General features: G+C 59.3%; 1 protein-coding gene. It reads right to left on the minus strand.

The annotated features are described in order from the left end of the window. Positions 1–36 precede the first annotated feature (36 nt). Complete coding sequence (locus C8273_RS08740) at positions 37–21,366, minus strand: leukotoxin LktA family filamentous adhesin (RefSeq protein WP_159060753.1); 21,330 nt, start codon at positions 21,364–21,366, stop codon at positions 37–39. Positions 21,367–21,372 lie beyond the last annotated feature (6 nt).

The following is a 21,372-nucleotide window of genomic DNA, read 5'->3' on the forward strand; positions in this document are numbered from 1 at the left end:
TTTTCAACCTTGTGCAGCAGCCCCATCCGCTCTACTTTACATTTCGACGCGAATTGCATCCTCCTTTGCGTTTTCTACCGTCACATCTACGGCTTCAGCCTGCTCCTGCATAGCGAGCGCCTTGCCGTCCGACGTGGAAATACGCAGTCCGCCAAACGCGGCGTCCATATCCTGCTGCAGTGCATGCCCCATGAAGTCAACCAGATTCTCCCGCTGCGGATAAACGAAGCGATAGTTCGAAAGCGAAAGCAGATTGCCGTTGCTCTCCTGCCGGTTCGCCCCCGTGAAGGAGAGGTACATCCCTGTCCATCCTTCCTTGTTCGTGCGCGGATTGTTCCGATTGACATCGTTCCAATAGGTCACAACATTGCCGTCGATCTGCGGCGACGTGCCGTAAATGCTCGTCTCCTGTCCGGCGTATGCAATATCGGCTTTGCCCTCGATAAAGAGTTTGTCAAAACGCACCTTGCCGCCGGAGATGGTCAGCTTCATATTGTTCGCCCACAGTTTTTCAAATTTGACGCCCGCACCGTTTCCAGGATCGATATTCCCCATCGTAAAGTTATCAATCGGCCGATCATCGCTTGCTTCCGTGGGTTCAATGGAGAGCATGCCGTCCGCCCCTTCACGAACACGGATGTTATCAAAATTCATATCCGAGCCTTGAGCGATCATGCGACGCTCCGCAATAATGTTCTCGAGAGCCATTTTCTTCTCCGCATCTTTCAGAACGACGGCGACCAGCGCGCCGTTGATCTCATAGACGTGGATGTTGCCATGTGCAAGATCGACATGAATATCCCGATCCGCATAGACACGATGCAGGTCGATGTCACCCGTCCCCTTGTTCGTGAGCGTGACATTGCCCACCCCCTTGGCGGCGGCTTCGACGGATACCTTCGCATCGCCAAGCTCTTTGATATCTCCCTGCGCGGCAATCGTCGCTTGGATGCTACCCCCTTTGCTCCTGACATCGCCGCCAAAGAGCATATCGCCATTTTTGGTTTCCAGCGTGATGTCCTTGCCCGCCGTAAGCGCCTTTTCGAGCGTAATTGCCCCCTGCCGATCCGTCGAGATCGACGCATCCTGCACAGCGTTGAGCGTTCCACGGCTGTGGATATCACCGTCTGTGGCATGGAGATTGAGGGTATCACCGGAGATCGTTCCGGTCGTCATCGACGTGCCGGAATTCAGCAGCACCGCATTGTCCGACTTGACTTCGTTTACATCAATAGACTTGCCTGCCGTAAGGCTTGCGTTGCCCCCCGTAGTGACGTTCGTTGCCGCGAGGTCAGTGCCTGCCGCAAGGCTTGCGTTGCCGCCCGTCTGCACAGTACCACCCGTAATGAGGCTCCCCTTTGCCAGAGCGTCGAGGCTGCCGTCAACGGTAGCGTTCTTCACTGCCATGCTGCCCGTTGCTGCTTCGAGTTTTGCATCGCCTTTGGCGGTGACGTTCTCGGCGGTGATATTCTGCGCCATAGCGCTCAGGCTGCCGCCCGTGGTGACGTCCTTCGCCGCGAGGTCAGAGCCAGCCGTAAGGCTTGCGTTGCCGCCCGCCGTGATGTTCTTTGCCGCGAGCTCAGTGCCGGCTGTCAGCACAGCGTCTTTTCCTGCCGTGACGTTCGTCGCCGTCAGCTGTTCCTCCGTCCCGATGGTCAGCGTGCCGTCCGTTTTGACGTTGCCGCCAAGTGTGGCAGTGTGTGCTTTGATCTGGCCGTCTGCCTTGGTATAGAGGTCTGCTCCCTCCTTCACAGTGATGTTGTTCTTCGCAATGATCGAGAGATTCTTGTCCGAGGTCAGGCTGCCGTTGAATGCGGCATCGTGTCCCGCGTCGATCTCCATCATGCCGTGCGACAATGCTGCGCCGTTCAGAGTGAGATCATTGCCGGTATGCAATGTGAGGTTCTTCTGCACTGTTACCGCGCCGTTCACAATGAGGTCATTGCCGGTGTCTGCACTGAAATCGCCGCCCGCCGTCACTGCGCCGCCGATTACAGCATCATGCTTTGCAGTAAGGATTGCGCTGTCGCCCGTCTTTACTGCGCCGTCAATCGCCGCATCATGCCCCGCCGTAAGGCTCACATTGCCGCCCGCCATGACATCATGCACCGAGACATTCTTTTCTGCCGTCAGTGCGGCATCCTTGCCCGCCGCAACGTTCAGCGTCTTGAGGTCAGCACCCGCACGGAGTACTGCATCGCCTTTCGCCGTGACGTTCTGTGCGGTCAGCTGCGTACCCGCCGCAATGTTTGCGGCTCCACCCACGTTCACATTGTTTGCAAAGAGGTCTGTGCCCGCATTTAGCGTCGCGTTGCCGCCCGCCGTGATGTTCTCTGCTGTCATATTTACAGCCTTGGCGTTCAGATTGCCGCCCACCGTCACATCATTGACGGTGATGTCTGTCCCCGGGGTCAGCACAGCGTCGCCGCCCGCCGTGATGTTCTTTGCCGCAAGCTGCTCATCCGTCTCAATGGTCAGCGTGCCGTCTGCGCGTACATCACCGCCGAAGCCTACAGTACGGGCTTTCAGTCTGCCGTCTGCCTTCGTGGAAAGGTTTGTCCCCTCCTTTGTAATGATATTGTCCTTTGCCGTAATCGCAAGGTTCTTGTCCGACATGAGGTCGGCGTTCAGGTTGACGTTCTGCGCCTCAATCGTTGTCGTGCCGTGCGAGAGCACTGCCGCATGCGCCGTGAGATCATTGCCGACATTCCACTTGAGCGCGCCGTTCGTTGTAACGATGCCGTTTGTCACAGCGTTGTTGCCGACAATCGCCGCAAAGTCAGCGCCTGTCGTCACGGCATCATTCACTGTGAGGTCATGCGCGACATTCGTCGTAAGAGTTCCACCCACGTCGGTCTTGCCGCCGAGTGTCATGTTCTCGCCCGCTGTCAGCTCTGCGTTATGCGCAGAGAACGCTCCTGTAACGGTGACATCCTTGTCTGCGGTCAGCACGGCATTTCCTTTGCCCGTGACACTCGTTACCGTGATGTTCTTCGCCTTCGCGTCCAGATCGCCGCCGACGTTTACGTCATGTGCCGTGAGATTCGTCCCCGCCGCAATGCTTGCATCTCCATTGACGTTCACATTCTTTGCAAAGAAGTCTGTGCCCGCGTTCAGCGTCGCGTTGCCGCCCGCCGTGATGTTCTCTGCTGTCATATTTACAGCCTTGGCGTTCAGATTGCCGCCCACCGTCACATCATTGACGGTGATGTCTGTCCCCGGGGTCAGCACAGCGTCGCCGCCCGCCGTGATGTTCTTTGCCGCAAGCTGCTCATCCGTCTCAATGGTCAGCGTGCCGTCTGCGCGTACATCACCGCCGAAGCCTACAGTACGGGCTTTCAGTCTGCCGTCTGCCTTCGTGGAAAGGTTTGTCCCCTCCTTTGTAATGATATTGTCCTTTGCCGTAATCGCAAGGTTCTTGTCCGACATGAGGTCGGCGTTCAGGTTGACGTTCTGCGCGTCAATCGTTGTCGTGCCGTGCGAGAGCACTGCCGCATGCGCCGTGAGATCATTGCCGACATTCCACTTGAGCGCGCCGTTCGTTGTAACGATGCCGTTTGTCACAGCGTTGTTGCCGACAATCGCCGCAAAGTCAGCGCCTGTCGTCACGGCATCATTCACTGTGAGGTCATGCGCGACATTCGTCGTAAGAGTTCCACCCACGTCGGTCTTGCCGCCGAGTGTCATGTTCTCGCCCGCTGTCAGCTCTGCGTTATGCGCAGAGAACGCTCCTGTAACGGTGACATCCTTGTCTGCGGTCAGCACGGCATTTCCTTTGCCCGTGACACTCGTTACCGTGATGTTCTTCGCCTTCGCGTCCAGATCGCCGCCGACGTTTACGTCATGTGCCGTGAGATTCGTCCCCGCCGCAATGCTTGCATCTCCATTGACGTTCACATTCTTTGCAAAGAAGTCTGTGCCCGCGTTCAGCGTCGCGTTGCCGCCCGCCGTGATGTTCTCTGCTGTCATATTTACAGCCTTGGCGTTCAGATTGCCGCCCACCGTCACATCATTGACGGTGATGTCTGTCCCCGGGGTCAGCACAGCGTCGCCGCCCGCCGTGATGTTCTTTGCCGCAAGCTGCTCATCCGTCTCAATGGTCAGCGTGCCGTCTGCGCGTACATCACCGCCGAAGCCTACAGTACGGGCTTTCAGTCTGCCGTCTGCCTTCGTGGAAAGGTTTGTCCCCTCCTTTGTAATGATATTGTCCTTTGCCGTAATCGCAAGGTTCTTGTCCGACATGAGGTCGGCGTTCAGGTTGACGTTCTGCGCCTCAATCGTTGTCGTGCCGTGCGAGAGCACCTCCGCATTCGCGGTGAAGTCCTTGCCGACATGCACCATAAGTGTTTCGCCCACCTCGGTCTTGCCGCCGAGTGTCGCATTTTCGTCCGCCGTCAGCTGTGCGCTATGCGCAGAGAACGCTCCTCCAATGGTGATATCCTTCGCCGTCAGCACAGCCTCCGCATCGCTGCGGATCGAGCCGTCTGTTTGGATCTCCGTCTGCGCCGTGAGGGTTGCCTTGCCTTTGCTCGTGATGTCGTTTGCAGCGATGTCTTCGTTCGCCTGCGCGTTCAGATCGCCGCCGACGTTCAGGTCACGTGCTACAACGATTCTCTTGCCCGCTTTGATGTCCGCATTTCCGGCTGCGTCCACAGACCTTGCCCAAAAAACGTCACCTGCGTTCAGCACAGCATCGCCGCCCGCACTGATGTTCTCTGCCGACAGTTTATCCTCTGTCTCAATCGTCAGCTTGCCGTCTGCACGGACATCGCTGTCAATCCTCGCGACACGGGCTTTCAGCGTGGCATCCGCCTTGGACGAAAGGTGTTTCAGCCAGTCTGCGAAGAGGTAGTTATGCACCGTCATCGCGAGGTTCTTGTCCGAGGCGAAGTCTGCATAGAGTTTGACATCCTGCGCCTCCACCTGCACCGCGCCGTGCGAGAGCACTGCCGCATTCGTCTCGAACAGCTCCTTGACTGTCACAGAGAGATCGCCGCCCGTGGTGACCGCTCCGTTGATCATGAATTTTTCGCCGACATTTGCCGTAAGTTTTCCGCCCGCGGTAACCGTGCCGTTCGTTATGAGATTCTCTCTGGCATTTGCGGTCAGTGCGCCGCCCGCCGTCACAGTGCGCTCCGTCTTCACACGCTTGCCCGAAAGAGATACGTCTTTACCTGCGGTGACCGCCTCCTTCGTCGTAAGGTAAAAGCCGGCTTTTGCCGTAAGTTTTCCGCCCGCCGTCAGAGCGCCTTCTGTCGTCAGGTGATATCCTGCCGTCAGCATGGCATCCCCGTCGCTGCGGACTTCGCCCTTTGTCCTCAGGTAGCCCGTCTGTGCCGTGAGTGCGATGGATTTCCCGCCCGTGACGGTATCAACGTTCATCGCTGCCTTTGCCACGGCGTCAAGCGCATCTCCGGCGCTGAGGTTCACTACCGTGAGGTCCCCCTCTGTCGCCGTCATCGCGGTCTTGCCGGTACTCTTGATGTTATTCGCAGAGATGTTCCACCCCGTGACATTCAGGTCGCCGCCGATATCCAGGTCATGTACCTTGACATCTCGAAGGGCTTTGATGCTTGTTGTTTCGACCGGGCTATTATGTTTCCGGATGACGCGCACATCGTTTACGGTGAAATTTTGCTTCGCAGACAGGACTGCACCGCCAACCGCCGTGATGTCATGCGCATTGATCTTCAGCGCCGAAGCGTTCAGATTGCCGCCCGCCGTGATGTCATGCACCGTCAGCTGATCGTCCACATCAATGGTCAGCGCTCCGCCTGCGCGTACATCGGTGCCGAAGCTGGCAGTACCGGCTTTCAGTTTGCCGTCCGCCTTCATGAAAAGGTTCACACCCTCGTTTATAACGAGCTTGTCCTTTGCCGTGATCGCGAGGTTCTTATCCGCAGTAAGATTTGCGCGGAGTTCGACATTCTTCGCATCCACCGTTGCCGCGCCCCGTGAGACCACCTCCGCATTTGTCGTGAGATTCCCCTTTGTCGACAGAGAGAGATCGCCGCCCGCAGTGACCTCGTGATTCAGCGTGATGTCCCCGTCGGTATTTATGCTCAGCGCATCCCCCGCCTTCAGAAGATCTTCCAGCGTGATCGCCTGTCCCGCCGTCAGCGACGCACTGCCGCCCGCAATGACAAAATTCTTCACCTTAATGTTATTTCCGACGTATGCCGTCAGCGCACCGCCCGTCTTCAGATACCCACCGATCGTCAGATCCCGTCCCGCTGTCAGCGACGCACTGCCGCCTGCAACGACGTCTCCGCCGACTTCGAGATCATGATTCGCCAACGCCGTGAGGTTGCCATTCTTTGCGGTAACACCGTAGTAAAATTTCGTCGTGCCATCTTTGGCAACCGTATCGACATTCTCTCCGGCTGTGACAGCTTTCCGGTAGGTGATATCACCCGTCTCCGCTAAAGCGCTGAAACTCTTTCCGACCGTGACCGCTTCGTCGAGACTGATCCACTTTCCCGCGATCAGTTCTGCGTTGCCCGTGGCAGTCAGTGCCCCCGAGATGTGCAGTACATCATCCGTCTTCAGGAACACATCACCTTTCACATTGAGACCATTCACGTCAAATTTGCCCGTTCGCGCAATGCCGACACTACCGCCAACCTGAGTATCTGTGACGCCCGACATCGTCAGCTGGTGGAAGCTGTTCTTCTCACCTAGGAGCATGATCGCAGCGTCCGACTTTATGTCCAGCGCACTGGACTGGATGCTGCCGTGTTCGCTCTGCGTGACACCGCCCTTGGCAGAGAGGTTGACGTTTCTCTTCGTAGCAACATTCGCCGCGCCGAGCGCGATGCCGCCCTCCTCGGAAACGATGGTCACACCTTCCCCTGCCGTAATCTCTGCGGGCTTACCCTGTTCCTCCTGCACCGCTATCCCATTCTTGGAGCGCACCGAGATGTTCTCGCCCTTCAGCGCATTGATGAGAAGCATTCCGTCATCGCCGTTTGCGATGTGGACATCGTAGCGATCTCCGGTATTGGCACGGAGGAGGCTGCCCGAGGCGATGCGGATGCGGTTCGCCTCCGTGCCGAGGTTGCCATACTCCGATTGCAGCGTGACGTGCGCCCCCTTGATGTAACCGCCGGTCTTGCCCGTCTCCGTCGTCATCTGCATTCCCTTGTGTGCGGTCAGGACGACATCGCCGTTACTGCTGACCGCCTGTATGGTCAGCGCATAATGCGGATCCTGTTCGATATGGATGTTGCCGTCCGCATTCGCATCAAGCACGCCGCTCACGTTGATCAGCAGGGGGGTGTCCACCGGACTGATGCCGTAGATGCCGCCGGTGCCGCCGTACAGGGAAAGGTTTTTCGCCGTGATTGCCGTGCCGGTGCCATAGATGCCCTTCGTCCCCTGCAGGTAGACATCCCCGTTGGAAGAGACTTTGCCGAGGCGCAACGCACTCTCCTTGCTGGCAACATAGATATGTTCATCGCCCTTCAGATCTACATTGCCCATCAGTCTTACATCGTCTTTATCACGTCCCGTCTGCACCTTGACGGGACGTGTATGCGTGATTTCCACGCCGTCCGCCGTCCAGTGCATCTCTCCCGCACGTGCGTTCGCGAGCGTAATGAGATTCTCCTCTTTGAAGAGATCGGCGTTTGCAATGCTGATCTTGCCACCGTTCTCGCCGATGCCCCTGCCGGTTCCCGCCGTGAGGCTGATCGAACGCCCGATGATGTTCGGTGTCTTGACCTCCGTCACCTGTCCCGCCTTCGGATTGACAGCACTCTGCTGGATGGCGTAGCGCAGACCGCTCACGCTCCAACCGTAGCTGTCGCTCTCGTCGAGCGTCTTGTAGTCGCGGATAAAGGTGCGTACATTCTCCGGCAGGGAAAGCCCATTCTTTGCAAAGAACGTATCCTCCGCCGCGCCGATGGTTCGCGCATAAGCCTCCTCTGCCGACCAGCCCGCTTTGTGCGAGGCTTTCAGTTCGGCAAGATAGTCCGCACGCGCCTCCTTGATCCCCTCATCTGCGAGGTATTTTTCGGAGAGACTCTTATAGTGCTCATAGAGCGCCTGCACCTCGGCATCCGTCGCATTCGCGCCGCTCATAGAGCGCGCCGCCGCCTTGCCAAGACTCTCCAAACCATCGAGCCGTTCCTTCTTTGCTGCAGCAGCCGACTTCGCACTCTCATGAGCCTGGTCGCCCGCATTCGTCAGCCCCAGCGCACGCCAGCGCTCCATGCGCTCCGCTGCGTCGGAGAGCTTGCTCTCCTCGGGCATGGCATCGACGATGGCGCCTTCTGCCGTCAGATATACGCCGCCGTCTTTGCTTTCAATCCTGCCGACCCTCATGTCGCCCGTATACTTGTTGGTCAGATTGATGTCATTCTTTGCCGTCGCGTCCACGCGGCTGCGTGCCAATACGGAAAGGTCGATTCCCCCTTCCTCACTCGTAAGGGAGATGTTGTCGCCCCACACGGTAGTCTTATGGTCTGTCCCCACACCCCTTATGCTGCCGCGCGCATGAATGGCGGTATCCATCAAGGCACGTGCATTGACGATCTGCAGAGCGCCGCGCTGCGAAGTGAGGTCGATTGCCCCATTCCCCGCATTCAAATCAAGTTTCGAGGGGTTAGCTGCATCGGCTGCGCTCTGATGCAGCTTGATGCCTGCTCCGGCAACCACATTCAGGTTGTTCGTGTAGACGACGCCGTTCTTTTCGAGATTGCTTTCAACCCTGCCCCTATCCGAGTGCAGATTGACAGTATATGCGCTGTTCGTGATGTTGCGGATGGCACCGTCGAGGATGAGATTGCCGCCTGCATGAACGTTCACTTTGCCGCCCGCATACCCGTTCACATTGCCGCCCGGCACGTTCACATTGTCCTTGTCGCGGCCCCTGGGGAACTCCACGTAGATCCTATTGCTTGCGTAGATCCGGTAGGTGTTGCTCGACCCCTTCGTCGAGACCTTGTTCCACTGATGGAAGTAAATGCCGTACTTAAGGGCCGACCCCCACCCTTCATTGATCATGTGGGGCGTGCCGTCACTGTTATAGACACGTTTCCCGTCTTTCTCCTGCCATTTTCCATAGTACTTGGTGACGGCAGGCGGATCCGGGAAAACCTCGGCGTCGGACTCATATTTGTCTCCGTCCACGCGATAGTACTCGCCATACATATTTCCCGTGCCGAAATAGACACCGTTCGGCAGGATGTCCCCATTCGACTTCGCCGTACTGACGCGCACCGTGCCATTTTCGATATTTTTCTCGGTGACATTGGAGCCGACATTGCCCGTTGTCCAATGACCGTTGGCAAGGAAGCGCTCCCCGTAGGAGTAGCTCGTCTGTGTCTTCGTGCCGCTCCTGCCGCCCGTCCAGTTGTAGGTCAGATTTTCTTTCGGATCATAGTACGCATAGAACGCTTCGCCGCCGCCCCCCTTCGGAGCCTTTTTGAATTCACCCTTATCCGCCTCCTTTGCGCCGATGGTGTAGGAGCGGTAGGTACCGTCGCTCAGATACTCGGTTGTCTTGCCCGTATTCCGGTCATTGAGGGTAACCCTGCCGCCGCCCGCGCGGTTCGTAATCGCCCCCAGATGAAGGTCACGCGCCAGCCCGGAGGTGGATATGTCGATGTCTGACTCGCCGCTGCGTGCGCGTATCCTGCCGCTGCCGGTGCTGTAGATCGCGCCCGTGATAGTGATATTGCCGCCGCCCGTCTCCATCGCATCGGTGAAGAGATAGCCCTCCTTCGCGTTGTAGTAGACGGCAGGACTGTACCCCAATGCCTTGCCGGTATCGTCCCAGTAGGTCTCACCGCCGCCGACGAGCAGACGCTCCTCTGTGCGCAGCCGGTCAGCATCTTCCAGCTTCTTTGCAGCACGCTGATCAAGGCGCACCTTATAGGAGGTGTAACCGCTCTGGATGATTCCGTTGATGTTGACGTTGCGTGCTGCAATCGAGATGTCCTTGCCCGCGACCCATGAGCCCGTCGCCTTATTTGCCAGCTGATGGATTTGCTTTATCTTCTCAGGATCATTGGTGCGCGTCAACAGCCAGGAATAGAAATCACCGGTGTTGTTGAACTTGAGCGGTGTCTTATTTCCCTTTTCCAATTGGTCGGAAACGTAATTCTGGATCTCCTTCTCCATCCACGGAGGACTGAACTCCATCCGCGGATCGCCGCCGATGAAGACCGTTCCATTCGGAGAGGACTGACTGACGGCGCCCTTCGGGGCTTCGACCTTGATGTTGGCGCCACGCATATTGCTCCGCTCGGTGGAGCGAATGCTGCTGCTGTCCGTTTTAATGGTAATCGTCCCCGGGGTAATGATGTCGCCGTGCAGTTCGATATCCGCATCTGCCGCAGCCGCCGTCGAGTGAATCGTGACGGCGGAGTCGGAGGTATTCGTATCGGCGTGAACTTTACCGCCAAACTGATCCTTCTTGAGATCCGTCTCGCCGAGACGTACCCTGCCGCCCGGGTCGGAGATCTTGACATCCTGCACGATGAGACGGCGCTCCGCCGCACTCTGCACGTTGACGACGGGCGCGCCCTTTGCCGTCAGGCTGCCCGTTCCGCTGACGGCATCCGCCTCAAGGTTCACATCGCCGCCCGAGACGGCAAGATTGGGCAGAACGAGTCCGATGGTCGTACGGCTTGGCAGAATGGTATCCCCCGCCACGAAGCCCTCCGCTTCCATCGTTGTTTTCAGTGAACCGAGCGCGTCTTTGAGGTTATTCGCCTCCGTCGAACCTTTCTTCACATTGAAGTATGCCCGCATGAGTTCGTTGTACTCCGCGAGGTAGGGATTGTTCAGCGTGAGATTTCGGTAGCTGATGGCGTTTTTGCCGAACCACTCCCCGCCGTCCGTGATGTCCGCCTTGACCGTACCGACGAGCTTTCCATAGAGCCACTGTTCCTCGCCCGCACTCAGTGTCCCGCTGCCCTCCGAGAGGAGGTAAATGTCGCGCAGCAGGCGTTCCTCCTCCGTGACATCCGTCTTTTGCACCAGCGCCTCTTTCTGCGCCGGTGTCATCGCAGCAAGCCTTGCCGCAAGTTCGTTGGTCTTCGCCTCCGACATACCGGGTGTCGTCTGCCGGATGCTCATGCTGAGGCGGTTGTGGATGCCGGCGGTGACGGAGCCGTCTACCTGCACCTCATTGTGCCTCGTCTCCCCTTTTCTGTCCCCTTCGCCGTTCGCCGTCGTCGTCAGCGAACTCTGCGCGCCCTTGCCCGACCAGATATTGTATGCGGTCGCGCTCTCATACGCCTGTGTATAGCCCGACACTGCAGAGAGATTCGCATGGCGGACGCTCTCAACCTGCGCGCCACGCTCGATGCTGACGGTGTTGGTCTGCGTCATCTTATTGTCGAGTTTGGGGGCACTGCGCAGGGGAATCCCCGTCCGGTTCGTCGCATCCGCCAGAAGCGAGAGCTTGAACGTGCCGAGATTGCGCTCGCCCGTCTGCGGGTCGATGCCGCGTCCCGTATAGAGATTTACGTCGTTGGAACTAAAGAGCGTGCTCGCCCCGTCGACACGGACGGTATTCCCGCGCGTGATGTTCGATGTGAGTGCCGCACTTGCCGTACCCGCAAGACCTCCCTGCGTGTCGGCATTCATCTCATAGCGGATCTCGGTATTGTCTCTCGCCGCAAGTGCGATATTCGCATCTGCCTTTGCAGTCGCGAGATGACTGTCGACGGCATCGACGGTGTTATCATAGGTCACGCCGAGGCTGCCGTTCATCATGGTGAACGGAATCACACCCGCAGATTTCACGATGCCGGTGGTCTTGGATGTGCCCTCTGTGAGGCTCTGCGCGGTGATCCCCGCATAGCCCGTTGTCTTTGCACTGCTGTTCTTAAATGTGACCTTTGCCGTCTCCGTCATGTTCGAGGAGACCTCGCCCGCACTCAGCGTGCCCGCGCCGTAGCCGCTCGCCGCGTCCTTGTCCGCGTGGCTGAACACATTCTTCGCCTCGTAGTTCTGCGCGCCGACCGTCTCGATCTGCGCGTTCTCTACGGAGACAGCTGCGTTCTGAGCGAGCGTCTTTGTCAGCCGCGTGCCGCTGCCGCCGACGATTGCCGCCTGAAGCGCATCGACATCATGCAGTGAATTGTCGTATGTGGATGCCTTCGCGTCGAGCGCGCCCGCCGCACGCCACGTCCCCATCAGCTTCGTCTGTGCGCCGAGGGTCGTATCATCCGAAATCCCGGCAGCTATAGGGCTGATGGCGACGAGTGCGCCGCCGCTGCCGTCTGCCTTGCCCTTCTTCACTGCCTCGGCGCGCGTGGTGAGCGCAGCATTGTTCAGTGTGCTATCGCTTCCCGCACCATAGGCGACGATGTTGCTATGGAGCACATTCTTGATCGCGCCGACATTTGTCGCCGTAGCAAACAGACTGCCCGTCGATAGACCGCGCGCGTCAAGATCCTGTGTATGAATGTTCTTGGTACTGATCTGCAGCTCTTTCACGCCGTCCGGCTTCTCCTCCGTGGGCTGAATCGCCGCCGTCCGGTAGTTCGTTCCGCTCGCGAGGAGCGTCTTTGCGTCGCTGTACGCATTGATATTCGCCCCGCTCGCCTGCACGCCCGCGCCCGCTGACGCACTCAGCGCTTTCAGATGCGCACTTTCCTGTGCGTTCGTCTCAGCGGAGATGGTGATGGTCTTGCCCGTGAGGCTGTTCTCCCGATCCGTCCTTCCGTTCGCGCTGTCCTCGGCACCAATGAGGATGCGGTTCTGATAGGCGTTTTTCTCCGTGCCAAAGGAGGCGGAGGCGTAGGTCGCCGTCGCCGCCGCGAAAATGCTTGCCGAGACTGCCTTCGTCTCTGCCTGAATGTTGGCGCGGTTGTCGGTCTTCAGAGCCAGATCTCCCGCCGCACTGAGCGTGTTGCCCTCCACGAGGTTCATCGTCATGCTGCCCGTCTCGCGCGCAAGTGCCGCGACGCCATTGCCGGCAAAGCTCATGCCGCCCGATGCCGCCTCGGTCGTGGTGCGCAGGGTCGGATCGCCGGCAGTTTTCGCCGTGCGCGTCATGGAGAGCGTAAGGTCTCCATCTGCCGTGAGCGTGCTGCGCTCGGCACGCAGGGTCTGCGCATTGTCATAATGTGCATTTCCGACGAGGATGTTCGCGGCAGCGCCCCCGAGGGATGCCGCAACGCCGATGATGTCCACCGCGCCGGTCGTCTCATCCCGCGTTGTGCCCGTGATCGTATGCGCCCGCATCTTGGTACCCGAGAGGACGAGATCGTTCCTGCCGCCCATGTTCAGCTCGCCGTAGGCGGCATTGACAGCAAGTCCCGCTGCCGCGCCCTGATAGATCTTCAGCCCCGCAGCGCCGTCCTTGACGGCGTCGAGCTTGATTGTATGCGCACTGAGCGTACCACCCGCTGCGACGGTCTCCACGTTCGACCTGTTGCGCACAATGCCGGCGGCGCCCGATACCACCGCACCGCCGATGCCTGCCTGCACGGTATCCTGGCTGATGTTATCACTGCTTTGCGCGCTGATATTGAGTTCGCCTGCGCGCGTTTTCCCGTTGCTGCTCTTTGTTGCGACGAGGATGTCCGACCGCTCTGCGCGTGCGGAGGTCTTTGCATCCGTGCTCGGCGTGGCCTTTTCCGCAAGCATCGTCGCGCTCTCTTTTTCATTGGACGAGACGTAGGACAGCCCCGTCTTGGAACGGTCTCCCGCCTTTGTCTGCATCTCCGTCGTCTTGTCCGTATGTTCTTTTGCGTTGACGCTTTGCTTCTTTCCGCTCGAGCCTTCCTCCATCGTGTACGAATCCTGCATCTCTGCGCCGACATTCGTCACCATGATATTGAGCCCCACGGCCGCAATGCCCCCTGCGCCGTTCGTCGCAAGCTGCTTGACGGTCTTGCTGTCATGCGCCGTGATGTCTGCCGACTCGCGCGCGTAGAGTTTGCTGTTATTGACAACGCTCTCGACGGTCGCCTTGAAGTTGTTGACGGAGACGCCGACGCTCGCACCCACGATCCCCGCTCCACCTGTGCCGCTCTTTTGGTCAAAGTTTACATTGTTCTCTGCTGTGACGGTAATCTTCTTGGCGGCAGTCTCCTCCTCGGTATCCGCATCATTTGCTTTCGCGTGTCCGAGCGCGCTGTCCGTGACCGCTGCCTTAACGGTATTCTTCACATCGCCGCCGCTGATGCTCGCCCCGACGCCGGTAATGCCTGCGGCGCCGATGCTGAATACATAGTTGTTCAGATGCTCCGTATTCTTCGCATGGACGAGTGTCTCCCCCTTATCGTCCGTGTAGAAGACCTTCGTTCCGGCAATGTCCGCCTCGGTCGTACTGCGGTCAAGGAGGACGGCCGTGCCGACACCCACGGCGACCCCGTAGCCTGCAGTACCGAGCGTCTTGGCAAATGCATTGAGGTTTGCCGTATTGTCCGCCGTAACGGAAAGCCCGCTGACGTTCACTGTGCTGTTCATGAGCGCGGCACGCGTGCTTTGCTCCATGCGCACGAAATTGTTCGAGTTCGCAAGACCAAATTCGTCGGCGAAACTGACCCCCACCGTGAGCACGGCGATGCCCTGCGCGGAGCGCGCCGCGATATCGGCCTTCTTTGCCGAAATCGTGCTGCGTGCCGCCTCTGCCTCAGTCGTACGATTGATGAGATTGATGCTCGACCCCGTACCAAGCGCAGCGCCCTCTCCCGCGACGGAGATGGTGCCGACGAGCGAGCCGCTGTTCGTCGCGTCGTCCGCGCGCACGGATACGTCTGCCCCCACCGCCTTTGCCGTCGCATCCGCAATCTGCGCCGTGGTCGAGCCGCCGACGATGTTCGTATTGATGGTACCGTTCACCGCTGCACCCGTCCCTGTACCGCCGCCGTTGGCGATAAAGGAGTTCGCTGTGTGTGTCGCCGAGGCGGAGACGGCGACGCCGCGATATTCAGTAGCCTTGCGTCCCTCCGCCAGACCGTCCAGACCGATGAGTGCACCTGTATCGACGGTCAGAGACCCATTGTAGAGTTTTTCGTGATCCAGACCGTCCTTGATCTGCGTTGCTGCGACTCCATCTGTCGCATGGGAAATAACCTCAGTGCCCTTGCCTGAGATCTCTGCCTTTGTATTTGAACCGATGATGTTCGTGCTGGTCGACAGACCGATGGCGGCACCCGTCCCCGCCACGGTGAGCTGACCCGCGTAGTTCTGTATGCGGTCATCGCTCTTTGCCGAGACGACGGCGTTCTTCTCCGCCGTCACCTTTGCGCCGCCCGCGATCTTCGCCGTGGTATCATTGTTCAGCTTGTTGACGGCAATCGAGCCGGACCCGGCTGCGCCGGAGCCTGTCGCAGCAATGCCCATACCGATGTTGTGAAGGTTCAGATTGCCCGCCGCATTCGTGAGGACATTCGCCGCGTGTATCTTCCCGCCGCTGATCGTGGCATTGGTGTCGGCATCGAGAAGGTTGACGGCAACGCCGGCGCCGATCGCCGCACCTTCGGACGACCCCGAGCCGACGATGGCAAAGGTGCGTGCCGTCAGTTTGCCGTCCGCCTGTACGTTGACATCCCCCGCCGGTTTATCCGCTTCTGCCTCAATGTCGGAACTGACGATCTCCGCCGTCGTATCCTGATCGACATCGGCGACCGCTGCCGCCCCCGCAAATGCGACACTACCGCCCGAGCCGGCGACATTGAGTGCAACGGTATTCAGCGTGCCCTCGTTTTTGGCGTTCACGTCCACCATGCCGCCCTCGGCGAGACCGATCTTCGCACCGCTGATGCGTGCCGTATTCTGCTGTTTCAGCAGGGCGTTGAAAGCGACGGAAGCACCTACTGCACCGCCCTGCGTGGAGGCAGAGACACCGCCGACGGCGGCATCCTGACGCGTCTGGTCAAGTGTTGTCGCACGGACGGACTTCGCGCCCCTAATCTCTGCGTCGACCATCCGCCCCTTCGTCACCTCATACTGCGCAATCTCCGCGCAGGTATCGTTTTTCCCGACGTTGACGGAGATGGCGCCGCTGACGGCTGCCTGTGTCCCTGCGGCAACCCCTGCTGTCAGCGCCTCAATGCCGCCGATGTTCTGCGCGTTGAGGTTTACGATGCCGTCGTGCGAGAGCGTCAGTCTGCCGCCGCGCAGTGCTGCCGTCGTATTGTTGTCGATCATGTTGACGGCGGTGGCAAGCCCTGCCGCCACACCTGCGCCGCCCGCAGAGACACTGATCTGTCCCGCGACGTTGACGAGGAGGCTCTTCGTGAGTGCGTTCGCCTGCAGCTTTTGCGCTTTGATCGTGCTGTCCTCGACGATCGCAGAGGTCTCATTGTTCGTCGCGATGACAGAGGCGGAACCTGCTGCTGCGATGCCGCCACTGCCCGCTACGCCCGCCGCTACGTTTATGGCACGGGTATCGGCGACACTCTCCACATTAAGCCCCTGTGCGCCCTGCAGCTCCAGGTCGCTGCCGCTCACGCCCGCCGTGAAGTCATTCTTAATCACGCCGACACCAACGCCGATCCCCGCCGCTGTCGCTGCGCTGCTGCCCGCCGCAGCGGAGATGCTTGCCGCCGCCGTGACGATGGTGCTGCCGCCGCTGTGCGTCAGATTGCCGTCCTGATCGACCGCAAGGGAGCTGTTGCTCTTGCCCTTTGCAAAATTCTCTTGATACTTGTCACCCGAGGTCTCGATGCCGCGCTTCTCGAGATACTGCTGATATGCGCCCGCCTCGTGTTTGTCGTCCGCACGGACATTTGCGCTGTCTGCCGTCAGCGTGACCCTCGTGAGTTGTGCCGCCGTCTTGTTCGCGAAGTTGTTCACGGCAAAGCTGCCCGTCACCGCGGCTGCATGTTCGGAGCCGGAGGCAGCGCCGACGCCGATCGCTGCGCCGATCTGCGTCATCCCGGAAACAGCTTCGTTCGTGAGCGCACCAATATTGCGCAGTGCGCCCGTATCCTTGCGTGTCTGCGAGATGTCCGCGTGCACGTCATTCCTCAGATTGGATACGGCGACGACCGCGCCCACCGCATTCGAGCTTTTGCTGCCGAAGACAAGCCCCGCACTCACACCGCCCGACACCTGCGTATTCGAACTGACGGCGCGATTGGAAAGCGCCGTTTTCTGTATGCCCGTGAGTGCCGTTCCGTCCGCCGCCGCATTGATGTAATTATCCCGCATCTGCGCCAGCGTGACCGATCCGCCCTCGTTGTACGTCAAAGAAACGGGGACAGCGGTGGATGTCACCGTGTTTCCGCTTGTTTTCATGACCGACAGTCCGAGCGCAGCGGCGACGGTCGCGCCTTTCTGAACGGCGACGTTTTCAATGCTGTCCGCGCCTTTGATGCGATTGTCCGACATGAGCGCCAGAACGTCGCGATGTCTCTGCACGTTGACGCTCGCCGCACCCGCAATGCCGGCGTTCGCGCTGTCTTCGTTCTGGCTCTTCGTGGTGGTTTTCCACGTGACCGCCAGTGCGCCGCCCCATGCGCCCGTAAAGGAGGAGTCCTGTGCGCTGACGGTGAGGTTTTTCATGGCTGCGGGCGATGCCGCATTTTTCGTCAGGGTGACATTCGCCCCCTTCACCTCTGCCGCCGTCGTCACCTTGCTGAGGTTGACCGAGGCACTGCCCGCCAGATCGAGGGTAAACGGAGGCTGCTTCTGATTAAATCCGAGGTTCTTGACCGCGTTGAGCGGAACCGTCTTTTTTTCCGCCTGTCTTTTTAGGGAACTCCCTACGAGATCCTGCAGCTTGTTGTCGATCTTCGTGATTCCGTTACCGACCATGTTTTTGCCGGTCGTGACCGTCTGACCGATCTTGTCAAAGATGCCGCCCTTTTCGCTGGTGTCATCGCCGGTCGCGATTGCCCCCGCAGCCGCAGCCGCGTTGATGAGCCCCTTCTGCTCGGCATGGACGTCCAGCGTCTCCGCCTGCACCGCGCCCGCCATCTTCTTCGCGGCCGTGCCGTAGAGATCCGCAGCATTCACATTCCCAAAGGGCTGCACCGCACGTTTCTGCGCCGCACGGATCTGCTTCTCCGTGCGCTGCTCTGCGGTCTTATCCTGCGGTGTCTCCTCTGCCGCATCGTTGTCGGCAATCGCCGCGATGCTTGTCTGCGCAACGTTGTTGAGCGCAGCGGAAAGCCCGATCGCGGCTCCCGTGCCAAGAACCGCCGAGCCGGCGATGTTCGTGATATTCGTCGTGTTCAGCGCGTTCATCTGCGCCGCAGCTGCCGCCGTGATCTTTGCCTCGTCGTCGACGGAGGTCACAGCCCCCGATGTGCCGCCGACGTAGTTCGCCATGCCCTGAAAGCCGATCTTGCCGCCCTTGCCCGCTGCAACGGCGAGGTGGATGCCGTCATAGCTGTTCGTCGCCTTGATTGCAGCCTTCCTGCCTGTAATCTCCGTGCCTTCCGCGACGATGGTGTCCGCCGTTGTATCGCCGACGGTGATGCCGAGGTTGCCGCCGATCGCGATATCCGCACCCGCCTGCCATGCGGGTGCGCCCACCAGTGTCACGAGCTGCTTTTTGCTGCTTGCCGCAACCGTTACTTCATCCGTTGCTGTGACCTTCGTGCCGCGTCCCAGAACGACCGCCGCATGGTTATCGACATCGGCAAAATTGACGCCCGCCGCGCCCGCAATTTTCGCCTGCTCTGCATCGGGTTTTTCCTGCGTCGCTCCCTTGCCCGAGAACTTCGCCGATGCCTGGAAGGTCAGGTAGCTCGAAGGGTTGGCAAACACCAATGCACGTTCCGCAAGGTTTGCAGGAACTGTGACGTCCTCTTTGAGCACGTCTGCCACGGCTTTTATGGCAGCAGCGAGTTCTTTTGCCTCCTTCAGCCCCTCCTTCGAGACGATATAGGCGGAGTCATTGTCGCACTTTTTCAGATACGCCTCGGCCTTATCCTGCGCCGCAGTCAGCGTAGCGGCGTGCGTGCCTTGAAAGGCGGCGCAGTACTGCTTGAACTCTTCGAAGCTCGCGCGGAGTTCGCTGATCATATCGTCAATATTTGTGTAGAGAACATGCCCATCTGCCGTGATGTCAACGCTCTTTCCCGTGATGTTCGGTGCGTAGGATGTGCCGGACTCCTCTGCCGCAAGGGTCGTGACGCCCGCCGTATTCTTGATGTTCGCCACGTTCACGGCAAAGCTGCCCATGCCCTGCGTTTCCTTGGTCTGATGCGCCTGAACCCGTTCCGTCTTTCCGTCCTCCGTGAGGTACCAGTTCGGATCCGTATGGCTGTTGACGGCACTCTGCGCCCGGACATGCGTACCGCGTATGATGCTGTCCGCATCAATCTTCACCGCTCCATCCGAGCGAACGACCGCGTGCGGCGCAAGGAGGACATTCGCCTGCTGCTCCTCATTCAGCACGTTGACCGCGCCGCCGAGCGAGATTTTCTCCCCCAGCTTGTCGAGTTCGATCGGCGAGGAAAGTCCATCACTGGGAAATCCGATCTTGGAGCGAATGCCTCCGATGACATTCTTGATCTTCTGTGTCAGTCCCGTGACGGTGTTCGTATTCGCTGCGGCATTGGAAAAATATGTAATCATACCGCTCTTGCCGGCTGCCGTGCTCGCCTCCGCGCTGTTTTTCAGCTGCGTATTATAGGCATGGATGTTCGCCCCCGTCTTGCCCGTGACGGTGCCGCGCACCTCCGTATGCGCCGCACTTGTCTGCTTCGTCACGTTGACAGCGACATTGAGCAGGGAGTTTTCCTTGCCGGAAGCGCTCGCAGAGGTCTCCAATTTGCTCGTCGCATCGGCTGTGATGTCCGCCTGTTTCTCTGCCGTGACTGCTGCGCCCTGCCCGATTTCCACCTGTGCGTCGTTATTGCCGCGCGCTACAAGAACGGCGACATTCATGATCTGCGTCGAGTCCGCTCCTGCGCCGAGCTGCGTTGTCTTTGCATGGGCGGCTGCAATCAGATCCTCGCGGGATTTTGCATGAACGTCCACACTGCCCTGCTCTGCCGTGAGATGCCCCTCTACGGTCACATTTGCCGCGCTCTGAGCCTTGGCGTATGCGACCGCCATCGCAGGAACTGCGTTGGTGTGCTTGATGTTTGCAAATTTGATTTTGGATGTGGTCGCACCCGCATCCACGGAGGAGCGTGCATCTGCGCCGACGATCAGCGCACGCTCCTGAACCACCGTCTTGCCGTCCTGCGTCACCGTGAGATCCGCGCCCTTTGCCGTGAGTGCGGCATCTGCGCCGATCTTCACCGTCGCCTCACTGCCCATAATCATGTAGGAAGGATCGACGTTGACGGCGATGACCCCTGCGACTTCATCGGCAAGCCCCGCCGGATTTGAAAGAGGTCCTGCCTCCGAGGCGATATTCTTCGCCTTTGCCGTGGCGGAAAGACGCCCATCCGCCGTCACACTGCCGTTCACCGTCGTATTCGCCGTCGTCTTGACACTCTGACCGAGGAGCTTCGCGGAGGTATTCGAGGATGTTCCGCCGAATGCCTCGTTCTCGTCTGCCGTGTGCTCGGCATACGAAGAGAGCACGACATTTCGGTCTCCCGTAATCGCCGCACTCTTTCCGACGGTCAGCTCCGCCTTGATTTCGTTTTTGCTGCCGCTGAGGGGATTCGTGTATTTCGGAACATCGTCTGTTGTGTTGTTCAGCCGATTCGATGCCGCTGCGAGCACAATGTCGCCGCCCGCGCCTGTCGTAGCGGTCAGCGTGCCAAGCCCCGCACTTGTGCTGCCCGCATTGACCAGCGCGGCAAAATTGAGGTCGTTCTGACTCGTGAGCTGCGCCGCACTTTCCGCAGAGCCGACCGTAATCACGGGCGCACCCAGACGAATGCCGCTCTGCGCGTTGAGGTGCCCGTCAATGACGATGGAGCCGTCCGCATTCAGCGGGATCGTCCCCGCCTTGAGTGCGTCCATATCCGCCGCCGTGAACTTGGCGTGATTGTCCTGCAAATGGTCCTTAAACCAGTCTGTACTTGGCGCAAGTGCCGTAATGCTGCCCGCATTGATGACACCCGTCCTGCCGACCGCCATCCCCTCAGGAGACAGAAAGAACACATTGCCGCCGATGGTCGTCGCGTTTTTCAGCACATTGACCGTCCCGCGGATGTCGATGCGCCCCTGCACCATATTGACGAGCGTGTTCGCGCTCACCCCGCCCTTATACATCTGCAGATTGGCGACGTTATTCTGATCGAGGATGAACTTTGAAAATGCGTTGGTCGCAAGATCGCCTTCGACCTTGTCCGGCACAACGGTCCACACGTTGTTCGATGTTGTAATCGTCCCCGCATTCGCCGCATCCATCTTTTGGATGTCCGTCGCGCCGTCTGCGTACGCAGCTGTGTGCCAGCCCGTCATGCCCCCCACCATCGCGGTGACTGCCAGCCCCAGACGCAGCGCCTGTTTTCTTGCCAGTTTCCGATAACTGCTCATAATGCC

Origin of the sequence: Candidatus Centipeda massiliensis, assembly GCF_900290285.1 — a bacterium.
Classification (GTDB): domain Bacteria; phylum Bacillota; class Negativicutes; order Selenomonadales; family Selenomonadaceae; genus Centipeda; species Centipeda massiliensis.